This is a genomic window from Amphibacillus cookii (assembly GCF_016908375.1).
GTDB classification, from domain to species: domain Bacteria; phylum Bacillota; class Bacilli; order Bacillales; family Amphibacillaceae; genus Amphibacillus_C; species Amphibacillus_C cookii.
Genome location: NZ_JAFBDS010000001.1, coordinates 136,191 through 154,737, shown reverse-complemented (window position 1 = coordinate 154,737; position 18,547 = coordinate 136,191). Strand labels below are relative to the sequence as shown.

The 18,547-nt window shown below is 38.8% G+C and carries 11 protein-coding genes; 1 reads left to right on the top strand and 10 read right to left on the bottom strand.

Going from position 1 to position 18,547, the window contains the following annotated elements:
* Positions 1-330: 330 nt before the first annotated feature.
* The 5 genes from JOE23_RS00620 to JOE23_RS00600 form a co-directional block, all read right to left on the bottom strand.
* The gene (locus JOE23_RS00620; RefSeq protein ID WP_204435354.1) at positions 331-1,173 is read right to left on the bottom strand and encodes a DUF1028 domain-containing protein; all 843 of its coding nucleotides are present in this window, start codon (positions 1,171-1,173) and stop codon (positions 331-333) included.
* A gap of 345 nt (positions 1,174-1,518) precedes the next feature.
* The gene (locus tag JOE23_RS00615; RefSeq protein ID WP_204435353.1) at positions 1,519-2,562 is read right to left on the bottom strand and encodes a MupG family TIM beta-alpha barrel fold protein; all 1,044 of its coding nucleotides are present in this window, start codon (positions 2,560-2,562) and stop codon (positions 1,519-1,521) included.
* On the bottom strand, positions 2,555-3,979 hold the full coding sequence (locus JOE23_RS00610) for a PTS transporter subunit EIIC (RefSeq protein ID WP_204435352.1): 1,425 nt from the start codon (positions 3,977-3,979) through the stop codon (positions 2,555-2,557). Before JOE23_RS00610 ends, JOE23_RS00615 begins: the two co-directional genes overlap by 8 nt.
* 20 nt (positions 3,980-3,999) lie before the next feature.
* Positions 4,000-4,893, bottom strand: coding sequence for an N-acetylmuramic acid 6-phosphate etherase (gene murQ / locus JOE23_RS00605; protein ID WP_204435351.1), 894 nt, complete (start codon positions 4,891-4,893; stop codon positions 4,000-4,002).
* Positions 4,886-5,740: a MurR/RpiR family transcriptional regulator gene (locus JOE23_RS00600; protein WP_204435350.1), complete on the bottom strand. Its 855-nt coding sequence runs from the start codon at positions 5,738-5,740 to the stop codon at positions 4,886-4,888. The genes murQ and JOE23_RS00600 overlap by 8 nt, the downstream gene beginning before the upstream one ends.
* Before the next feature lie 400 nt (positions 5,741-6,140).
* On the opposite strand from JOE23_RS00600, the gene JOE23_RS18040 reads away from it, so the two are divergent.
* The gene (locus JOE23_RS18040) at positions 6,141-9,296 is read left to right on the top strand and encodes a glycosyl hydrolase 53 family protein (protein WP_204435349.1); all 3,156 of its coding nucleotides are present in this window, start codon (positions 6,141-6,143) and stop codon (positions 9,294-9,296) included.
* Positions 9,297-9,642: 346 nt separating this feature from the next.
* Here JOE23_RS18040 and JOE23_RS00590 read toward each other — a convergent pair whose 3' ends face one another.
* The 5 genes from JOE23_RS00590 to lacZ all read right to left on the bottom strand — a co-directional run bounded on the left by JOE23_RS00590 (position 9,643) and on the right by lacZ (position 18,538).
* Entirely contained in the window at positions 9,643-10,482 is an 840-nt protein-coding gene (locus JOE23_RS00590; RefSeq protein ID WP_204435348.1) for a Nif3-like dinuclear metal center hexameric protein, read from the bottom strand.
* A gap of 164 nt (positions 10,483-10,646) precedes the next feature.
* Positions 10,647-12,071: a PTS transporter subunit EIIC gene (locus JOE23_RS00585; protein WP_204435347.1), complete on the bottom strand. Its 1,425-nt coding sequence runs from the start codon at positions 12,069-12,071 to the stop codon at positions 10,647-10,649.
* A 330-nt stretch (positions 12,072-12,401) separates the two neighbouring features.
* Positions 12,402-13,400 (bottom strand): LacI family DNA-binding transcriptional regulator, encoded by a 999-nt coding sequence (locus JOE23_RS00580; RefSeq protein ID WP_204435346.1) that lies wholly within the window; start codon positions 13,398-13,400, stop codon positions 12,402-12,404.
* A 106-nt stretch (positions 13,401-13,506) separates the two neighbouring features.
* Positions 13,507-14,421: an alpha/beta hydrolase gene (locus tag JOE23_RS00575; protein ID WP_204435345.1), complete on the bottom strand. Its 915-nt coding sequence runs from the start codon at positions 14,419-14,421 to the stop codon at positions 13,507-13,509.
* Between the two features lie 991 nt (positions 14,422-15,412).
* Entirely contained in the window at positions 15,413-18,538 is a 3,126-nt protein-coding gene (gene lacZ, locus JOE23_RS00570) for a beta-galactosidase, LacZ type (RefSeq protein WP_204435344.1), read from the bottom strand.
* Positions 18,539-18,547: the final 9 nt, after the last annotated feature.

Sequence of the window (18,547 nt, the reverse complement as noted above, 5' to 3'; positions counted from 1 at the left end):
ATTATTCAAACTCGATAGAATTTTTGGAAATTTTAATAATGTTATATCAAAGAATATATTCATATGACGTTGCAAAAGATAGATTGTAATGATATGGAAACCGAAAGAAAAAAAGAAATATAGTAACCTTTATTTGCTTTACTTATACTCTCGAGAAAAATAGTATGACATGAGTTAGACTCTACTTTGCACATTTCTCTACTTTCTATTTTTGAGGCGAGCGTTTTACAGATGGTTATCTGATAAACGTGCTTTATATTTGATCTGTGTGATGACTTACGCTTCGCACACAAAAAGGCTACTCCGCTTGGAATAACCTTTGTTCGTCAACTATCCATCTTGTACAAGCTGTTCTAAAAATTCAACAACTTTACGATCAACATAACCCGGTTGTTGCACGCGCTCATCAAAATTCTCAATGTATTGAAATTTCTGAAGTGCTGTGACAAGATCCGTTGAATTGCGATCGTAATAGCCTAATCTTTCAAGCTGGTTAATTAATTCCTGCTCAAGTTCACCTTCAATCTTCAAAATATCATCAGGATCTGTCGGTTTAAAATACAAATAGTGCAGATCCAACAAACGTTGCAATTCCGGAATTGGATCAATATGATCATCTACCCGTAAATCGATGTATCGATCAGTCTCTCCATAGCCTGCTCCTTCTTTTACAATCAATAAGGCAGCAGATTGTTTGCCTCGACGATCACCACCAGCTAAGTCTCCAGTACGAAGCGATTTTATTAATCGTGTCGCTAGGTCACCTCTTGTTTTTAAAAAGGTCGCATGCATCGCTTTGACAGTATGCTCATCAACAAGGATATTACCTTGAATGGCAAAGTTAGCACCTGCGACACCACCAGCCCAATCATAGCAATTAGCGCCCGTATAGGTCATACTATGTCCTACACGATCTACAATACCCACTTGGCGCCAATCGCTCTCTTTATCCTGATCGATAATAGTTTGTAGCACTTCTTCAACGGTCTTCCCTTTTTCCAATAAAGCCAGTCCATCAATTCCATAAACCGGATTGCCCAATGATTGTGATGCGACGGCTCCAACTCCTGCTTTAGCAAATGGTACAACGCTTCCGACACCAAGGAATTTCGAAGCTACAGCAACCCCTAACTCCTTTGTCTCTGGATCATAACCAACAATAGAAAAAGTCATAGTAGTCATCCTTTATTTGAGTATCGTATGCTTAAATTAATCCAATGATAACACTAAATTTTTCTAAAAGCATATTTAATGGAATCATATTATTTTTAATACCCGTCTTTTAATGTGCTTAAGAAACAATTTTTTTCATTTAAATATGTTTATCTAACCATTACCACTTCTTTATCGAAAATAAACACATTCACAAAAGTAAGTGAATGTGTTTATTCCTTTTATTTATACAACCCAAATTTTCTGGTTAATGGATAAGTGTTATGATTATCTTCAACCTAGAAAGTGCACGACCTGCATATGTTTTTTCACGGGCATGTGCTCTGAACCATGACACAGCAACCATTAGAGTGAAATAAATTTGATGCGATCGCCATTTTTTATGCCATTTACTAACGGGTGATAAGCTTTATCTATTTCACCAATCACATTAACCCGCTGATCTTGACGATGATCTTCACGCATGATTTGGATTTCTCCAGAATAACGCTGATACTTTTCATTGTCCATTGTTATATAACCGCATTTACGTTCAATACAATTATTTGGTCGTTTCCTATCCCCTAAACTGGCATAACCTCTCGACTCTTGCAATCGCATTAACCCTTTGGGAGAATCGACACGTATCGTAAATATTTGTTCATATAGATCATAATTCCCCTCTAAAAAAGTCACAGGAAGCTGGATGACATCATCCTCAAGAAACGTTTGGATTAATGCTAATTGTTGGTCTGATAGAACGATATCTCCAACAAAAATAGATGTGACTTGATAATTTTTTATTAAATCAACAAGCGCAACATATGGGGGCCACCCACGATGATGTTCGAGAGTAGGCAATCCCTCACCAATCGGTCCTCGTAATTGTTGATCACCAGGGATAAAGGCAATGACTTCTATATCCTGCTTGATGATCGTTTGATTAATGGTTTGAAACAAATCAGGATCTAAGCCTGTTTCCGGTCTAGGGTAGAAATTGTGCATCGCAGACAAAGATAATCGATTCTCTAATATAGGCAGCGCTTGACCATTAAGTGTTGATGCGTTAAAAACAAGTGGAAAAAGCTTAGCGATTTGTTCAATTTCACTTTGATCAAAGCCATAATCTAATCGCAGTGCTGAAATGTGCATGGCTTGAGCAAAGCTAACCATATCTGGATAATCAAATAGCTCCAACGTTTTCGGTGAAACGTCGGCAATGATTTGAAATTGTCTGTCAGCAAGCCACTGACACATTTGCTTTGCTTTTACATGATACGTTTGATCAACCTCTTCCATGATGTGAAAGGAAGTGAAGATCGCACTTCTACTTCCTGTTAATGGTTCAAGCATTGCTTTTTGTTGGTCAAAGCTAGAAATATAAATCGAAAATCCTAGTGGTTTATGCATTAGCTACATCCTTACTTTTAATAAATAGACGTGTGATGACAAAACCACCAATATATGAAATGAAAATACCGATTACAAAATGAATCATTTTATCAGCATGCATAAGTGGCACCGCAACTAGCCCAGATGGTCCCCATGCATTGGCCATCACATTGGTCATCATAACATATGCACCGCCAAATCCAGCGCCTAATCCAGCTGTGATAAAAGGTTTACCAAGTGGTAACGTGACACCGTAGATAAGTGGCTCACCAATACCAAGGATACCTGCTGGAAGAGCACCAGCAATGACTTGCCGCAAACGTTCATTACCCGCCTTTTTACAGATCAGGTAGATCGCAACAGCTGCACCGACTTGACCACCACCTGCCATAGCAAGGACTGGGAATAGAGAGACACCGCCTAAAGCTTCAAGTTGAATTGCATAGATAGGAATTAAACCATGGTGTAAGCCTAAGAGTACCATCGGTAGAAAGATGGCGGCTAATATATAACCAGAAATCACATTAACAATTGCATATTCAGAACCAATAATAATGCTTAGTGCACTCACTAACCAGTCTGATAGTATACCTGAAACAGGCATCACCACGAAAACAAAAAGTAATGTTGTTATTAATAAGGTCAAGACAGGTGTAACAATAAGGTCTAATACATCTGGTACACGTTTACGAATGGCTTTTTCGAGCTTGGCTAGAATAAACACACCGAAGATCACCCCGATAATCCCACCTTTACCAGTTGTCAAAACTGAATTCAGTGGTTCATCCGCATCAAACAAACCAAACAATTGTGAAATATCATTGATGGGTGCAGCGATCGACATCGCACCAACCATCCCACCAAGCGCCTCAGTTGCACCAAATCGTTTCGCTGCATTAATACCTGTAAAGATTGCAAAATAACCGAGAAACCCTGTACCAATAAGTGAGAATAACAAGCGAATCGTTTCCCAAACTTGCCCATCTATTACCTCTTCACCTTGAAGCGTCCCAATTAAACTACTAAACCCGTTAAATATACCTGCAGCAATAATTGCTGGAATCATTGGAATAAAAATACCCGAAATGGTTTCAAGTGCCGATTTCAATTTACTCTGCTTTTGGTTCTGTTTTATTGCTTGTTTATTTTCTTGCCAGTCGTTTGTTCCAGAGGCATCTTGGGAAACATTATACTGTTCAATTAAAAGATCAGCTAGTTTTTTAGCTTTACCTGGGCCAACAACTATTTGAAGGGTTTCAGCATTGACAACACCCATAATCTCATCTTTAGCTTTAAGCTCCTCATGTTTAACTTTATCATCATCTTTTAAACGTATTCTCAAACGTGTCATACAATTGGTCGCTGAGTGTATATTGCTTACTCCACCTACTAATTCAACAATTTCACGAATCAACTGTTCATTATTTTTAGCCATGTAAAACACCTCTTCCTCATTTATTGTAAAGTTCTCCGAATATGTCCCTTCGCTTGAGCTAAGCTTGCTTTTGCTGCTTCCAAATCACAATTTAGCAAAATCATCGTAATCGCTAGCTTTACACTTCCTTCACTTTCTAATAGTTTGGCTTTGGCTAACTCTCGATCAACATCTGTTGCGTTGATAATAATATTTTCTGCTCGTGTCTCAAGTTTTTTATTGGTGGGTTGCACATCTACCATTAGATTTTTATAAACCTTGCCAATTCCAACCATAGAAATAGTTGATAACATATTTAGCACCATTTTTTGTACTGTACCTGCTTTTAACCTTGTTGAGCCCGATAACACTTCTGGTCCTGGTGCAACTTCAATTGCGATCTTTGCAATCGCTCCAATTTCAGAACCTTGGCTACAAGCAACCGCAACAGTGCTTGCACCCATTTGGTTAGCGTAAGCTAATGCACCAACGACATACGGTGTGCGACCGCTCGCCGCAAGTCCGACCACCACATCATGACTGGATAAGTTAATCGCCTTTAAGTCAGCTTCTCCCATTTCTTTATTATCTTCCGCACCTTCAACCGCTTCTGTGAACGCTTGCTCACCTCCCGCAATTAATCCCACTACCATTTCCTTTGGTGTACCAAAAGTAGGGGGGCATTCGGCAGCATCAAGAACACCTAAACGACCACTTGTTCCCGCACCTAGATAGATCAACCTCCCTCCATTTTCAAAAGCGGTAACAATCCTTTTAACCGCTTGCTCAATTTGTGGTAGAACAGGTTTTATGGCAACGGCAACATTCATATCTTCTTGATTCATTACCGTTAGCGCCTCTAAATAGGACATTTGATCAAGATTCATCGTTTTTGGATTCTGTTGCTCTGTCGATATGTTGTTTAAGTCAATCATCCTGATCTGACTCCTTCCGTATTTGCGTTTTTTCTAATATTTCTATCGACTTCTCGTATTGCATATTGACATAACATGTATACAAAATATCCACTAAGTTAAGCTGTGAAATACGAGAAGACATTGCCCCACTTCGAAAAGCATATTCATTGGCGGCAACAAATAAATTGTGATCCGCAATATCCATGATCGGTGCTTGACCATACTTTGTGATCGAAATAAGTTCAGCTTTATTGTGTTTTGCAGTTTTAGCACATTCAATCATTTCTTGCGTTTGTCCAGAATATGAAATAACAATCCCAAGATCATTGGGTGTCATATTCCGTGCCATTAATAATTGTGTATGCCAATCTTCACTGACATAAGCCATTTTATTAATTCGCGTAAATTTTAATTGAGCATCTTTTGCTACAATCAATGATGCACCAATACCAAAAAGAACGAGTTTTTCACAATCATAGATCATCTCAACACAGTGCTTAATCACATCAAAGTCAAGTAAGTTCGTTGTTTCTTCTAAGGACAAAATATTTTTGTTCGTTACTTTATTAACAATTTCATCAATATAATCCGCTTTGGTTACATCTGCGATTTCCTTCGCTTTATAATGTTTGCGGACGGCTTGTTCATAAATAAGCGCCTTAGAAAACTCTTTATAACCAGAAAAACCATTATTCTTACATAAACGAATAATTGACGATGGTGAAGAAAAGGTTTCTTCAGCTAACTTGTAAATCGTCATTTTCGAAGCGTCATCCGGATGACTTAAAATATAATCGATAATGGCTTGTTCTGTTGTACTTGCGTGATCATAATATTCCCTTAAGCGTATGGTTGCGATTTTCATATGATCGCTCCTTCTTGATATAGTTTGATCTTACCATCATAAAACTAAGTGTCAATAAAATAGCGGTTACATGAAACATTGTACCAAATAGTGAACGTTTTCACTATAATACAAAGATTTTTCTGAAACTTTTTTATTGTTTTTGTTAAATAATCTAACCATTCATGTTATTTTACTTATTGCCTTAATTTAGCACATATGAGTATCGATCTTGACTATTATTTGCTTAATCGATGAGCTTTAGCATCCTTCTTGTTTAATATTTTGAAGATTTGGGCGAATATCTTGATATATAAAACCGATTGGAAGCGCTTTATACTATTTGTATAAGTAAATTAATTTAATTTATGAGGAGGTGAACCTTTTTAATTTATCATAATCTACTCGAGGTGATGTGACGATGAAAGGAACAAAAAAAGCAATTTCGTTTTTCCTTATCTCTATTTTAGTTTTTAGCTTATTTAGTTTTAGTCAATCGTATAATTTAACTAGAGCACAATCTACAAATATATTAACAAATGGTGACTTTGAAACTAATTTCTTCGAAGATAATAGTTGGCAAATAACAGATTGGGACCCAGAGCAAGCAGAGGTCCATCACAGCGCAACAGACGTATTCGAAGGTGACTATGCATTAAATTATTCAGTAAAATCAGAGGAAACCTCCAGTCAATCTTTCACCTTATCCCAAACGGTTGATCATCTTCCAGCAGGAAATTATACCGTTTCTGTACAATCGATGGGTGGGGATCATGACACGGCGGGGCTCGTCCAACTGTTTGTTGGTGACAAAGCCTTCGATCTAGTCGAAACCACAGGATGGAATGATTGGCTATCATTAACTTATACGTTTGAAATTGAGCAAGATCTTGTCGATGTTGAAGTGGGTGCCCAGCTAACGGGGCAACCTGGCGCATGGGGATTTCTAGATCAATTCAGCTTAACTACATCCTCTAAGGCTATTGAACCCGTCGAATCTGATATTTTCGTTGAGCGTGTCGATGGTTTATCAGATGACTTTATTAAAGGGGTCGATATATCAAGTATTATTGCTTTAGAAAATAGTGGGGTCACTTTTTATAATGAGCGAGGTGAAGCACAAGATATTTTCACGACCTTTGCTGAAGCAGGTGCTAATTATGTCAGGGTGCGGATATGGAATGATCCTTATGATCCTGACGGGAATGGTTATGGCGGAGGGAACAATGATGTCGACACAGCAATCGAAATCGGAAAACGGGCTACAGCTAATGGTATGAAACTACTCGTTAATTTCCACTATTCCGATTTTTGGGCAGATCCAGGCAAACAACAAGTACCTAAAGAATGGAAAGACATGGATATTGATGAAAAGGCCTCTACTCTTTATGACTTTACGAGCAACACATTGGAAGAAATGAGAAGCGAAGGTATTGATATCGGTATGGTTCAAGTCGGTAATGAGACAAATAGTACGATATCTGGGGAAAATGACTGGGCAAATATTACTCACCTTTTCAGTGCAGGTAGCCAAGCGGTCCGTGATTTTGACGCTGACGTTCTTGTTGCACTCCATTTCACTAATCCAGAAACAGAGGGACGCTATCGTCAGTTAGCTTCAACTATGGACGAATATAACGTCGATTATGACGTGTTCGCAAGTTCCTATTATTCTTTTTGGCACGGGACACTTGACCATCTAACGAATGAACTTTCCCATATCGCTGATCAATATGACAAGAAAGTCATGATTGCTGAAACGTCGTATGCTTATACAATAGAGGATGGCGATGGACATGAAAATACGATTACGGGAAATGAAGCGAACCCACCGTATCCTTTTTCACTACAAGGACAAGCTAATGCGTTAAGAGATGCTTTTCAAGCTGTCGCAGATGTAGGAGAAGCGGGTATCGGCGTTTTCTATTGGGAACCTGCTTGGCTACCTGTAGGACCTGCTGAACAATTCGAAACGAATCAACTGCTTTGGGAAGAACACGGATCCGGTTGGGCCTCAAGCTACTCTGCAAGCTATGATCCAGATGATGCTGGAAGATGGTATGGAGGAAGCGCTGTTGATAATCAAGCCTTATTTGACTTTAACGGTCACCCTTTACCAACCATCAATGTGTTTAATTATGTTGATACAGGGGCAATTGCTCCAAAAGAAGTTGATTATGTAAAAGATATTTCCATTGATGTCATACTAGGTTCACCCCCTATACTACCTGAAACAGTCACGGTTGTTTACAATGATCAAACGGAAGAGAACCTACGGATTGAATGGAATCAACAAGCCGTTGCACAAGCTTTAAGCCAAGGGCGAGGCAGTTATACGATTGATGGAGCAACGGAATCTGGACTTATTGTCCATGGTCAATTAAATGTACTGTCGGAAAACTTCATTCTTAATTCAAGTTTTGAGGATAGTGACCAGAGCATGTGGAACTTATCTTTCCCAGATGGAGTAGCCGAACATGCTCGTATCGCAACAGGAAGTGCTGATTCACGGACAGGAAGTCATCATGTTCACTATTGGTCCGAAGAGCCTGTTGATTTCTCTATTAAACAAGTGATTGAAAACCTTGAACCAGGCTACTATAATTTGTCCATGTTTATCCAAGGTGGAGACACGTATGAATCTAGTATGAACCTTGTCGCAGAAACAAGTGATCAACGTTATCAACAATTAACTGAAGTTAACGGTTGGGGAAACTGGGTAGAATCTGAAATTGAAAACATTAAAGTAACGGATGGCAAACTTACTATTGGAGCAGAAATCATTGCTAATGCTAGTGCCTGGGGGAGCCTTGATGACTTTTACTTATACCGTGTTGGCGACTTAGATCTAGAAGACAATCGAACCATTAACGATTTGAAGCAACTCGAAGAAAGAGATGATAGCTACTACTATTCACTGACTGAACCAACGATAACAATAGCTAAACACGTTATTGAACAATTAGAGCAAAATAAAGATTTCATTTTATCTTACCAAGGTGTTCAAGTCATCATTCCAATTGAATTAATGTCTATAAATGATGACATGACATTCAGTATTGAAGAAGTTAGCATTGATGATGACCGTTTAGTTAGCCCTGTCTATCGATTTAACATAAACATAGACAGCTTTGATCCGCCAATTAAGTTAACGTTCCAAGTAGACAGCGAACGCATTGAAAATTGGGACCAATTAAGTATGGTTTATCTTGATCAATCTGGCAAAATTCTAGAGGAAATAGCACCAACACATTATAACAAAGACACAAATGAAGTCACAGGTGAAGTCACACATTTCAGTTTGTATGGTATTATGGACATGACAAGTGAGCATACGATTGAAGACCCCGTCATTGAGGACGATACTGATGTAGATGAAACCAATCAAGGTTCAAGTACTGGTGAAACAGAGCCAGATAACAACGAATCTGATGATGACATTGATCGAGCAGGTTCGGGGCCATTACCTAAAACAGCTACCACATTATTTAATTGGTTATTCGCTGGTGGTTTACTACTTATTGTCGGTGCTCTTTTATTACTTGCTTACCGTAGAAAACAGATCGTCAAAGATTAACAGATTGACCGTAGAATTATCACTATAATGCTACCGTAAATTAATCATCCGAACTTGCTCAATGACCTCACATGAGGCATTCGAGTTAAAGTTCGGATTTCTTTATTGGAAAATATAAAACGAAACTTCTATCCGCGGGGACGTTTTTTCCACGGATGGTTAGTTGAGTGAATCAGGACACTTTAGCGCCCACCTATATGATTGACCGCTACTCCCTATTGTGAGACTGGCGCTTTACGGACGGTTATCTGTGATAAAATGTTAGCATGCCAATGACTTGGAGACACACCACTCGAAATGTTATTATTGATCTCCCTAACACCGACATTCGCCAGACATTATTCAATTAGTAAAAATAGCGAAAAGGCTCTTCAGAATCTATAAAAGAAATCTCTAGATTTGGCAAGTGTTTTTCCATCCATGGAACAATATTTTTCATTCCAATTTCTTCACTTTTCTCGTGACCAAGTATAATCATATTTTTATTCACACCTAGCATACTCGCATCTCTTATATACGCACTTAAAGTCCATTCCGTTATATCACCACATATTACCGTATCTAAATGATTCGCCTGTACGAGCTTCATTGGATTTCTTTCATCTCCTAAGCCCAGACTACTCCCCCCGAGTAATAGCCCAATGCGTTGGACCACGGCATCTTCAGCACCGATATAGCGAATGACTTTCATGTTAAGCGCTTCTTTTAACTGTGCCAAAAGCGCCCTTACCTCTAGTTTGGGAATCTGATAACAAGTCGCTGCCTGCTCTAATGGATTCAAACTTAAGGAGTTGCCTGCTAAATTATAATCATGCCAACCGAGTGCTTGTTCAAACCCTTGATAGATTTGATCTTTCTTCGCTGAATGCATATAATCATGAAAGCGCCATACCACAATATTATGCTCTAACAATAATTGTTTCTTTTTTTGATAAATAAAATCATCTTTAAGCCAGGAGGTATCATCACGTCCATTAAACCAGGTCGGTTCATGTGTAATAATTAAATTTGCTTTTTTGGCGACAGCATAATGAATAACATCTATCGTAGCCATAAAGGTCGTCACCACAGCTGTCACTTCTTGATCAGGATCACCGATAATGACCTGATCATTGGTCCGCTGTTGATCAACATCTACGGCTCCTGTTTTCTCTTTTAAAATATCGATTACTTGTTTAATTCTCATTCTTATCACATTTCTTTCCATTATATTTTTGAGTTATCTTGCATTCTAGTACGACAACCTTATACATGAATAGAAAGGGAATGATCACAAGCGAGCCATCAAACCCTTTCACCTATCTACTTGTTCTTATTGAAACGCGTCATTCTAGTATATTAAAAAAGTAATTATTTGACCATTTCTTTGTGAGCTGACTTTGAATCCCCATCTGCTGGCGTCAAGAAATAAGCAGTGATTGCTGCAACAACAAATGCAATAATACAGCCTATGATACCGTTGATAAGATTTGCCGTCGAGTGGCCAGTAAAAGCAAGCAAACTTAATAAATTAGTCAATGGGATAAGCGTAAAATGACCAGAATTAACAACACCTAAATAAAGTCCACCAACAAAACCACCAAGCATCAACCCTAACAAAGGTTTTTTATAACGAATAGCAATGCCGTAAAGGCCAGGTTCACTTATCCCACCAACAATCATTGAGATAAAGTAACCCCATGCTAATGATTTCTCATTTTTATTCTTCAAGCGCAGGGCAGCACCTAAACACATCCCTCCAACTGCAAAGCTAGCAGCAGCTAATCCCGGGGCAACAAAACTTTCACTGCCATTCACCATAAACGCTTGAATTAATGAGGTGATCAAAATAATATGCATACCTGTAAGGACAAGCAGTTGGAAAGAAGCACCGATCAACGCAACACCAATAAATCCAACGACACCATCCATATTTAAAATAGCTTCACTAATAGCTGTTCCTAAAATAGCTCCAGCCGGACCTAAAACACTTAATGCAATGGGTAGCATAACGACCATTGTTAAAGCAGGAGCAAAAATACTTTTTAATGCACCAGGAATATGTTTATTAAAGAAACGTTCAAGATAGGACATAATCCATACACTCATAATTATTGGTAACATCGTGTTAGCATAGTTCTGAACAAGTGTGGGTATACCAAACACACTAAAAGATTGCCCTTCTTCAGCTAATTGAACAAAGGTGGGATGAAGCATAATACTTCCTAATAGTATACCCATTAAAGGGGAAGCATTGAACTTCTTGGCGGATGTGTAACCAATTAAAACGGGAAAGAAGTAAAAGCCAGCATCCCCAACAAATGTTGCAAGTACATATATGTCACTGCCTTCAGCAATCCAGTCTAACATCGTTGGTCCAAATACCGCTGGAATCATTTTGAAAAATGCCGCAATAATGATAACTGGAATAGCTGGTGTTAAACTTCCAGCCAAAGCATCCAATATGCCATTGCCAATTGTTTTGATCGTTATTGGCTTTTTCTCATTTTCAGTACGTGTTGAGGCTGAATCTGCTTTTGCGAAATCACCTTGTTTACATACTTCTTGATAAAGACTTGCTACGTCTTGTCCAATAATAATTTGAAGCTGTCCTCCCGCACGAGTAATACCAATAACGCCAGGGATATTTTTCAGTTGCTCATCACTTGGAACGCTTTCATTTTTTAAATTCAAACGTAGCCGTGTTGCACAATGGGCAACATGTTCAATGTTTTCTTTCCCCCCTACTTCTTCTAAAACCGCTTCCGCTATACTTTTATAATCTTTTTTCGCCATTTTTCTTCCTCCTTAACACCGTTCTTTTGAATAGAACCGGTTCCATTTTGTGATAAAACAAACCTCCAATCAGCGGAGAGGCATTCTTCTCCCACTGATTGTCGCTGAGTGAATCAGAACATTAGCAGCCATTATCTCCGTCTAAATAGATGAGCGCTGCTCTCTATTTTGAGGCGGGCGTGTTACGGAAGCTTATCCGTGATAAAAAGGGTGACGCGTTGAAAGAATAATAACGGACGCGCTTCTCCATCTCTCTCAACTTAAACATCGATATGAAGTCTAGCATTTACCTTCATGCATTCGACTAATCTCGTTGTCTTGTTTTTAGGTTTAAAGTGAATTTAACCGTTTTACACTTTGCCGTTCAATTAATGCTAAATCGACCTCATCCTTAGATTTCAGTTTCTCTTCATTTATCAGGGCCAACATATCTTGTACAACTAGCTTTGATAGATGACTATAATCAAAGGCTACTGTCGTTAATGGTGGATAGACTACTTTTGAAAAATCGTAATTTCCAAAACCAATAATAGAGATACGTTCTGGAATGTCTATCTTTTTTTCTTTTAAATATTGAATGATACCCATAGCAATGCGATCAGTTGCGGCAATCACAACACTGGGGTTAGCCTTCAGCACATGTTCACCTTGATCATAACCTGCTTCAAACGTATAGCCTGTTTTGAAATAGCTGAAATCAAATGCTTTTCTTTGTTCTTTAAAGTATTGAACAACCCCTTTTTTTCTGCTGTAACCAACTTCTCGATCTCCATCGTCAGGACCGAGATAGGCAATACGGGTATGGCCCATCTGTTCAATATATTGCCCGACGATATATCCTGCCTTAACGTTATTAATTTTCCGATAATGAATGCAATCACTCTCTTGACCAACTAAAACAACTGGAATATCAATGCTTTGAATCGCATCTGTATGTTTCTGTGTCAATTGATCCGTACCTAAAATAATGCCATCAACACCTTGTTTGGCTAAAGTAAGAATATTATCCACTTCTTGTTCAAGACTGTTACCGATCGTTTCAATCGTAATAATCGGATAATAGTTATGTTTTCTTAGCCGATCATTTATTTCTTCAAGCATTTTACCCACACTGACAGACTGAATGCCCTTAAAGATAACACCAATCATCCCCGTTTTCTTTCGTTTTAGGCTGCTTGCAAATAAATTGGATTCATAACCTGTAGCTGCTATTACTTTAGCAATTTTTTTTGCTGTCTCTTTACTAACTGATCCCCCGTTCAAATATCTCGATACGGTACTTTTAGCAACATTGCTCATTTGTGCTATCTCTTTGATGGTAACTTTCATGAAAAAGTACCTCCTGTGAAAAGTATTAATGGTCAATCCGATTATTAAGCGCATTATATCATTAATAGTTTACCACAGAACCGTAAAAGATTATTTCATTTTTCTCTTATCGATTTGTATACTTTTTCAAAAAATCAATGATGACTTGGAGTACTTCATCACAGTAAAAAACACTTCCACCATGATCGGCATTGTCAACGCAAAAGAATTCTACTGTTTTGTTTGCTTTTTTACATGCTTCATAGAGCTGAACGCTTTGTTCAAATGGCACAACCGTATCTTTATTTCCGTGGATAATGAGTAACGGGCTATTTTGCACATCTTCATGTAAATAATAACTAACTGATGCCTTAGCCGCATCATCCTTATGTTGACTTGGAATCTTTCCCCCAATCAATTGGGCCTCCGGACTCGTAGATTGGGTATGATCAACTGCAGACTCCGCATCAGCAATACTTACTAAGTCAACCACACCATATAAATCAATACACCCTTTTATCGATGGCAAGACATTATTAGAGGCGTCTAGTAATGATTGATTCCATGTTGCCCAAGAAAGTAAAGCGGTATGACCTCCACTTGAATCCCCTGAAAGAAAAACATTATCCATATCAATCATCAATTCTTCTGCATGTGCTTGCAAATATCGCATCGCCATTTTTGCGTCTTCAATCTGGCTTGGAAATTTACCAAATGGCAACGGTAAATATTCAACAATGGCAAGGATATAACCACTTGTAACGATATCTTTTAAATCAAGAAGATGCCCATTTAAGTTTTGTTCAAGCCATGCTGATCCTTGAATATGAAAAACAAGGGGATATTTGCGTTGCTCTTGAAAATAATCAGGATAAACGAATCGAATCCTTAAATTTTTTCCGTTTTTCCTTTGATAGACAATATCTTCTCGTTCAATTCGCGCCCTAATATTTTTCATATCTCCCTTAATGACTTTCATTCCATTTGATAACGCTTTCGATTTGGGCATCGATGTATAATCATATTTGAGATCAAAAAACATTATAGCGCCTCCCTTCTAACATGTTAAAAGTAATTGGTACCGGTTCCAATATAATTTTATCTTTTCATTGGAAAATTGTCAATCAAAAACTGAAATCGTTTTCTTATTATATTTTTTCAAAACGAATTGCTCACGGCTAAAATCATATCTTTTGTTCTTATGCACACTGAAATAGTCATTCAACCTTGATCGTGTTCAATAGATGTGGTATTCAATAGGCTTGTTGACTTTAGTTCTGCATGGATATTACCTGCATGCCACCTAGTCATACGTTTAGCACGTTATGTCGTTCCGAAAGCAAGGAATTCGCTTTTCGCGGGGATGGCTTCAGCTAACTTGAGTCGCAAAGATCACGCCTCAAGTGGATCTTCAGCTCATCCTATTCCCGCAGAAGTCTCAACCCTTGCTTATCTCCACTTAGAGTGGGGGTTTATACTGAATGCGATTTCTCGATTTTTCGTGCGAACGCAACTAGCTTTCGTGCGAATTTCTCACTTTGCGTGCGAACGCAACTAGTTTTCATGCGAAGTTCTCACTTTGCGTGCGATCGTAACTAGTTTTCATGCGAAGTTCTTATTTTGCGCACGAAATAAAGCAAAGAAGATGTGACACGACTAGCATAAGACATTTCTTATGCTGAGACGCCATTCCGCTGTCTTCATGATCTACATGGTGTAAATCTAATTTTCGTTTTTTATAAACTATGTTCACTTCCCCCTGGCGTGGCTAGAGCTACTCCCACAGGATCCTACACCTATCTCACCTGCTAAATCATCGTCTTCAAGACACATCTTTGTTCTTTCACACGTATAAAAAGGAGCAATTACTCGAGAAGTGAAGTAACTGCCCCTTTTATCATCCTAGATAACCATTCATATCATACCCGCCTCTAAAAGTGTAGAGGTCGTCTAGTTTGGCTAGAAGTTACGGACGTTAATGTTCGGGACCAAGCGGTTGGTGAATAACACCCAAAGCTAATTGCAGCTCCGTTTTATACGGTTACATTTATGGCTTTCAAACAAAAACGATAACGGTACGTGCGATTAGCAAATAAGGTGAAATCTTCATGTGTGCGTTGTCCCCAACTATCATCTCCTCCGACACCCATTTGGGCTAAATTAACACGGACAACCGTATGATCGGTTTCAGGTAGTTGATAACCATGATCGGCTTTTTCTAGTTCGTCTGGTGTATACGGTAAAACATTAAGTTCAAATGTAGGCATCCCTTTCAAGATGATCCCGTAACCTGCTTTATTAACCAATTTCCCATGACGCACCCCTACTTTATTCCCGCATTCTTGTGGTTTTAAATAAGGAACATATTGATCAGCAACCAAACCTTGATAATAGCCTATTTTTGCGCCTTTTTGCTTATCCCAATACGATTCGTGTGGGCCTTTTCCATACCAGCTCATTTGATTAAATGTATTGGACATAGTGAACATTAACCCAATTTGTGGAATTTCAGGTAAAGCCTCACCGGGTTCGAGAAGATAGTCTACCTTCACCTCACCGTCGCCACTGATAACATAGTCAAGATAAAGATATGAATCGTACGCCGTTGGTAAAATAAATTGACTCGAGACTTTAACATGATCCGTAAATATTTGATAAGTAAGTTGCTTTAGCATTCTCCCTTCACTGGCTACGTACCACGTCTTACTCCGTTGATCAAGTCCATTTCCACGATCATTATCAGTCATAGCACGCCAGAAATTAGGCGTCAATGGGGTTTTAAGCAATGGCTCGTTATTGACCTCATATGATGAGAGTAATCCCGTATTTGTATTGAAAGCGACAGAGAACTGGCTTCCTTTAATCACTAACTCATGCTCATGACGGTCGACATCAAGTTGGCCAGCTGGAGGTTCTTCTTGGTCAAGTGTTGGAGCGGCAACTGGTACTATAAATTGATCAAAAGCAATTTCATGACCTGGCTGACACCATTTCTTTTCTTGTTTTTCAACCAATTGAATCGTTAATACATACTCTGCTTTCGCATCCGAAGGAACACGATAATCGAGCTGAATCGTTTTTTTCTTGCCAGGCTCGAGGTCAATCGCTTGTTCGCCTGAATCAACGCGATCTCCTTCACGACTTAAAATCCAGTGCATTTGATAGGTTGCCAAGTTCGTAAACAAAAATTTATTAATGACTTCTAGTTGACCTGTTTTTAAGTCGACCACTTTAAATTCAACGTTTTGATAACAACGTTTGACCTCATAAAGTTTTGGTGATATCGAACCATCTGCAAACACTAAACCGTTACCAGCAAAGTTACCATCATGTGGTGACTCACCAAAATCACCACCATAAGCAAGATAAGGCGTACCAGATGGCGTATCTGTTCGTAAGGCCTGATCTTTCCAATCCCAAATAAATCCGCCTTGTAAAATCGGATACTGATCAAACAGCTCTGTATATTTATAGAAATTCCCTAATGAATTTCCCATCGCGTGGCTATACTCACATAAAATATAAGGTTTCGTTTGATCTGTTGCTTGTTTGGCGTATTGCTCGATGCCAGCTGGGGAAATGTACATCGTACTCTCAATGTCTGAGGCGCGTTCAGACTGTCGATAATGAAATACCCCTTCATAATGAACAAGTCGTGAAGGATCACGCTCAGCAAAAAAGTCATGCATTTTCAAAAAGTTATCACCACCAAACGATTCGTTTCCTAATGACCAGATCACAATCGATGGATGATTTTTATCCCGTTCAAACATTGAGCGACAACGATCAAGCACATTTTCCGTCCATTCAGGTTTACTCCCCGGCACTGTATCATTAAGCGCTGTTTGACCATATTCCCAAGTACCATGCGTTTCAAGATTAACTTCGTCAATCACATAAAGGCCATACTGATCACACAGCTCATACCAAAATGGAGCATTCGGGTAATGTGACGTTCGAACGGCGTTAATATTAAATTGTTTCATCAACTGAATGTCTTTAATCATATCTTCTCGCGTAACCGCTCGCCCTTTGTCAGATGCAAATTCATGTCGATTGGTTCCTTTAAATACGATGCGCTGTCCGTTAATTTTCATTAAACCATCTTTTAATTCAAAGCGCCGAAAGCCAACTTGACAACTTTCCGCTTCGATCAACCGATTGTTTTGATCTTCTAAACTTAAAACAAGCGTATATAAATGAGGGGTTTCCGCACTCCATTGTAACGGCTGATCTATTGTCGTATTCAAAACCACTTGTGTCGTCTGACGTTCATCTGTAGAAATTATCGATGACATCGGTTCAGCTAAAATCGGTTGCTTATTTGCATCATAAACCATTGCTTTAACGGTAACCGTCATGCCTTGTTTAAAATAATCGTGAATCCTAATATCTACCGTTAATTCACCATCTTTATAACTTGAATCTAATGTCGGCTTAGCAAAGAAATCCGCGATATGGACATGAGGGGTCTGATATAAGTAAACATCCCTAAAAATCCCACTCAATCGCCAGAAATCTTGATCCTCAAGCCAACTTGCATCACTCCAACGATACACTTCAACCGCTAATTTATTCGTACCTTCCACTAAATAAGGCGTTAAGTCAAACTCAGCTGGGGTGAAACTATCTTCGCTATAACCAACAAAATCACCATTTAACCAAACATAAAATGCCGATTCAACACCAGCAAAGTGGAGATGAACAGGGTTCCCGATCCAATCCTCGGGCAGCTCAAAATGTTTAACATATTGACCGACCGGGTTATAATTTGTTGGTGCAAACGGTGCAGTAATATCTTCTTTTTCTACCCATGGATAAGTGGTATTGGTATACTGCGGATAATCATAACCTTGTAATTGCCAATGACTCGGGACTTTGATCTGATCCCAATCCGTTACTGAGTAATCAACCCGATGAAAGCCTTCGTTTCTTTGTGACGGCTCGCTCACCCAGTGAAATGCCCATTTACCATTCAGCGAGTGATAGTAAGGGGATTGTTCAGGCTGCATGGCCATTGCTAAATCAATCGTTGGGTAAGGCATCAATGTGGCATGTGCTTGGCTACGATTCAATGCAAAGATTTCCGGGTTGTTATTCCATTCAGGATATCCATTTTTAGGAGGGGTATATTTATATTTTTTTAAATGTGCTGTCATTCTTAATCT

Coding starts and splice junctions, on each gene's coding strand:
- JOE23_RS00620 (WP_204435354.1), bottom strand. CDS start 1,173: ATGACTTTTTCTATTGTTGGTTATGATCCAGAGACAAAGGAGTTAGGG.
- JOE23_RS00615 (WP_204435353.1), bottom strand. CDS start 2,562: ATGCATAAACCACTAGGATTTTCGATTTATATTTCTAGCTTTGACCAA.
- JOE23_RS00610 (WP_204435352.1), bottom strand. CDS start 3,979: ATGGCTAAAAATAATGAACAGTTGATTCGTGAAATTGTTGAATTAGTA.
- murQ (WP_204435351.1), bottom strand. CDS start 4,893: ATGATTGACTTAAACAACATATCGACAGAGCAACAGAATCCAAAAACG.
- JOE23_RS00600 (WP_204435350.1), bottom strand. CDS start 5,740: ATGAAAATCGCAACCATACGCTTAAGGGAATATTATGATCACGCAAGT.
- JOE23_RS18040 (WP_204435349.1), top strand. CDS start 6,141: ATGAAAGGAACAAAAAAAGCAATTTCGTTTTTCCTTATCTCTATTTTA.
- JOE23_RS00590 (WP_204435348.1), bottom strand. CDS start 10,482: ATGAGAATTAAACAAGTAATCGATATTTTAAAAGAGAAAACAGGAGCC.
- JOE23_RS00585 (WP_204435347.1), bottom strand. CDS start 12,071: ATGGCGAAAAAAGATTATAAAAGTATAGCGGAAGCGGTTTTAGAAGAA.
- JOE23_RS00580 (WP_204435346.1), bottom strand. CDS start 13,400: ATGAAAGTTACCATCAAAGAGATAGCACAAATGAGCAATGTTGCTAAA.
- JOE23_RS00575 (WP_204435345.1), bottom strand. CDS start 14,421: ATGTTTTTTGATCTCAAATATGATTATACATCGATGCCCAAATCGAAA.
- lacZ (WP_204435344.1), bottom strand. CDS start 18,538: ATGACAGCACATTTAAAAAAATATAAATATACCCCTCCTAAAAATGGA.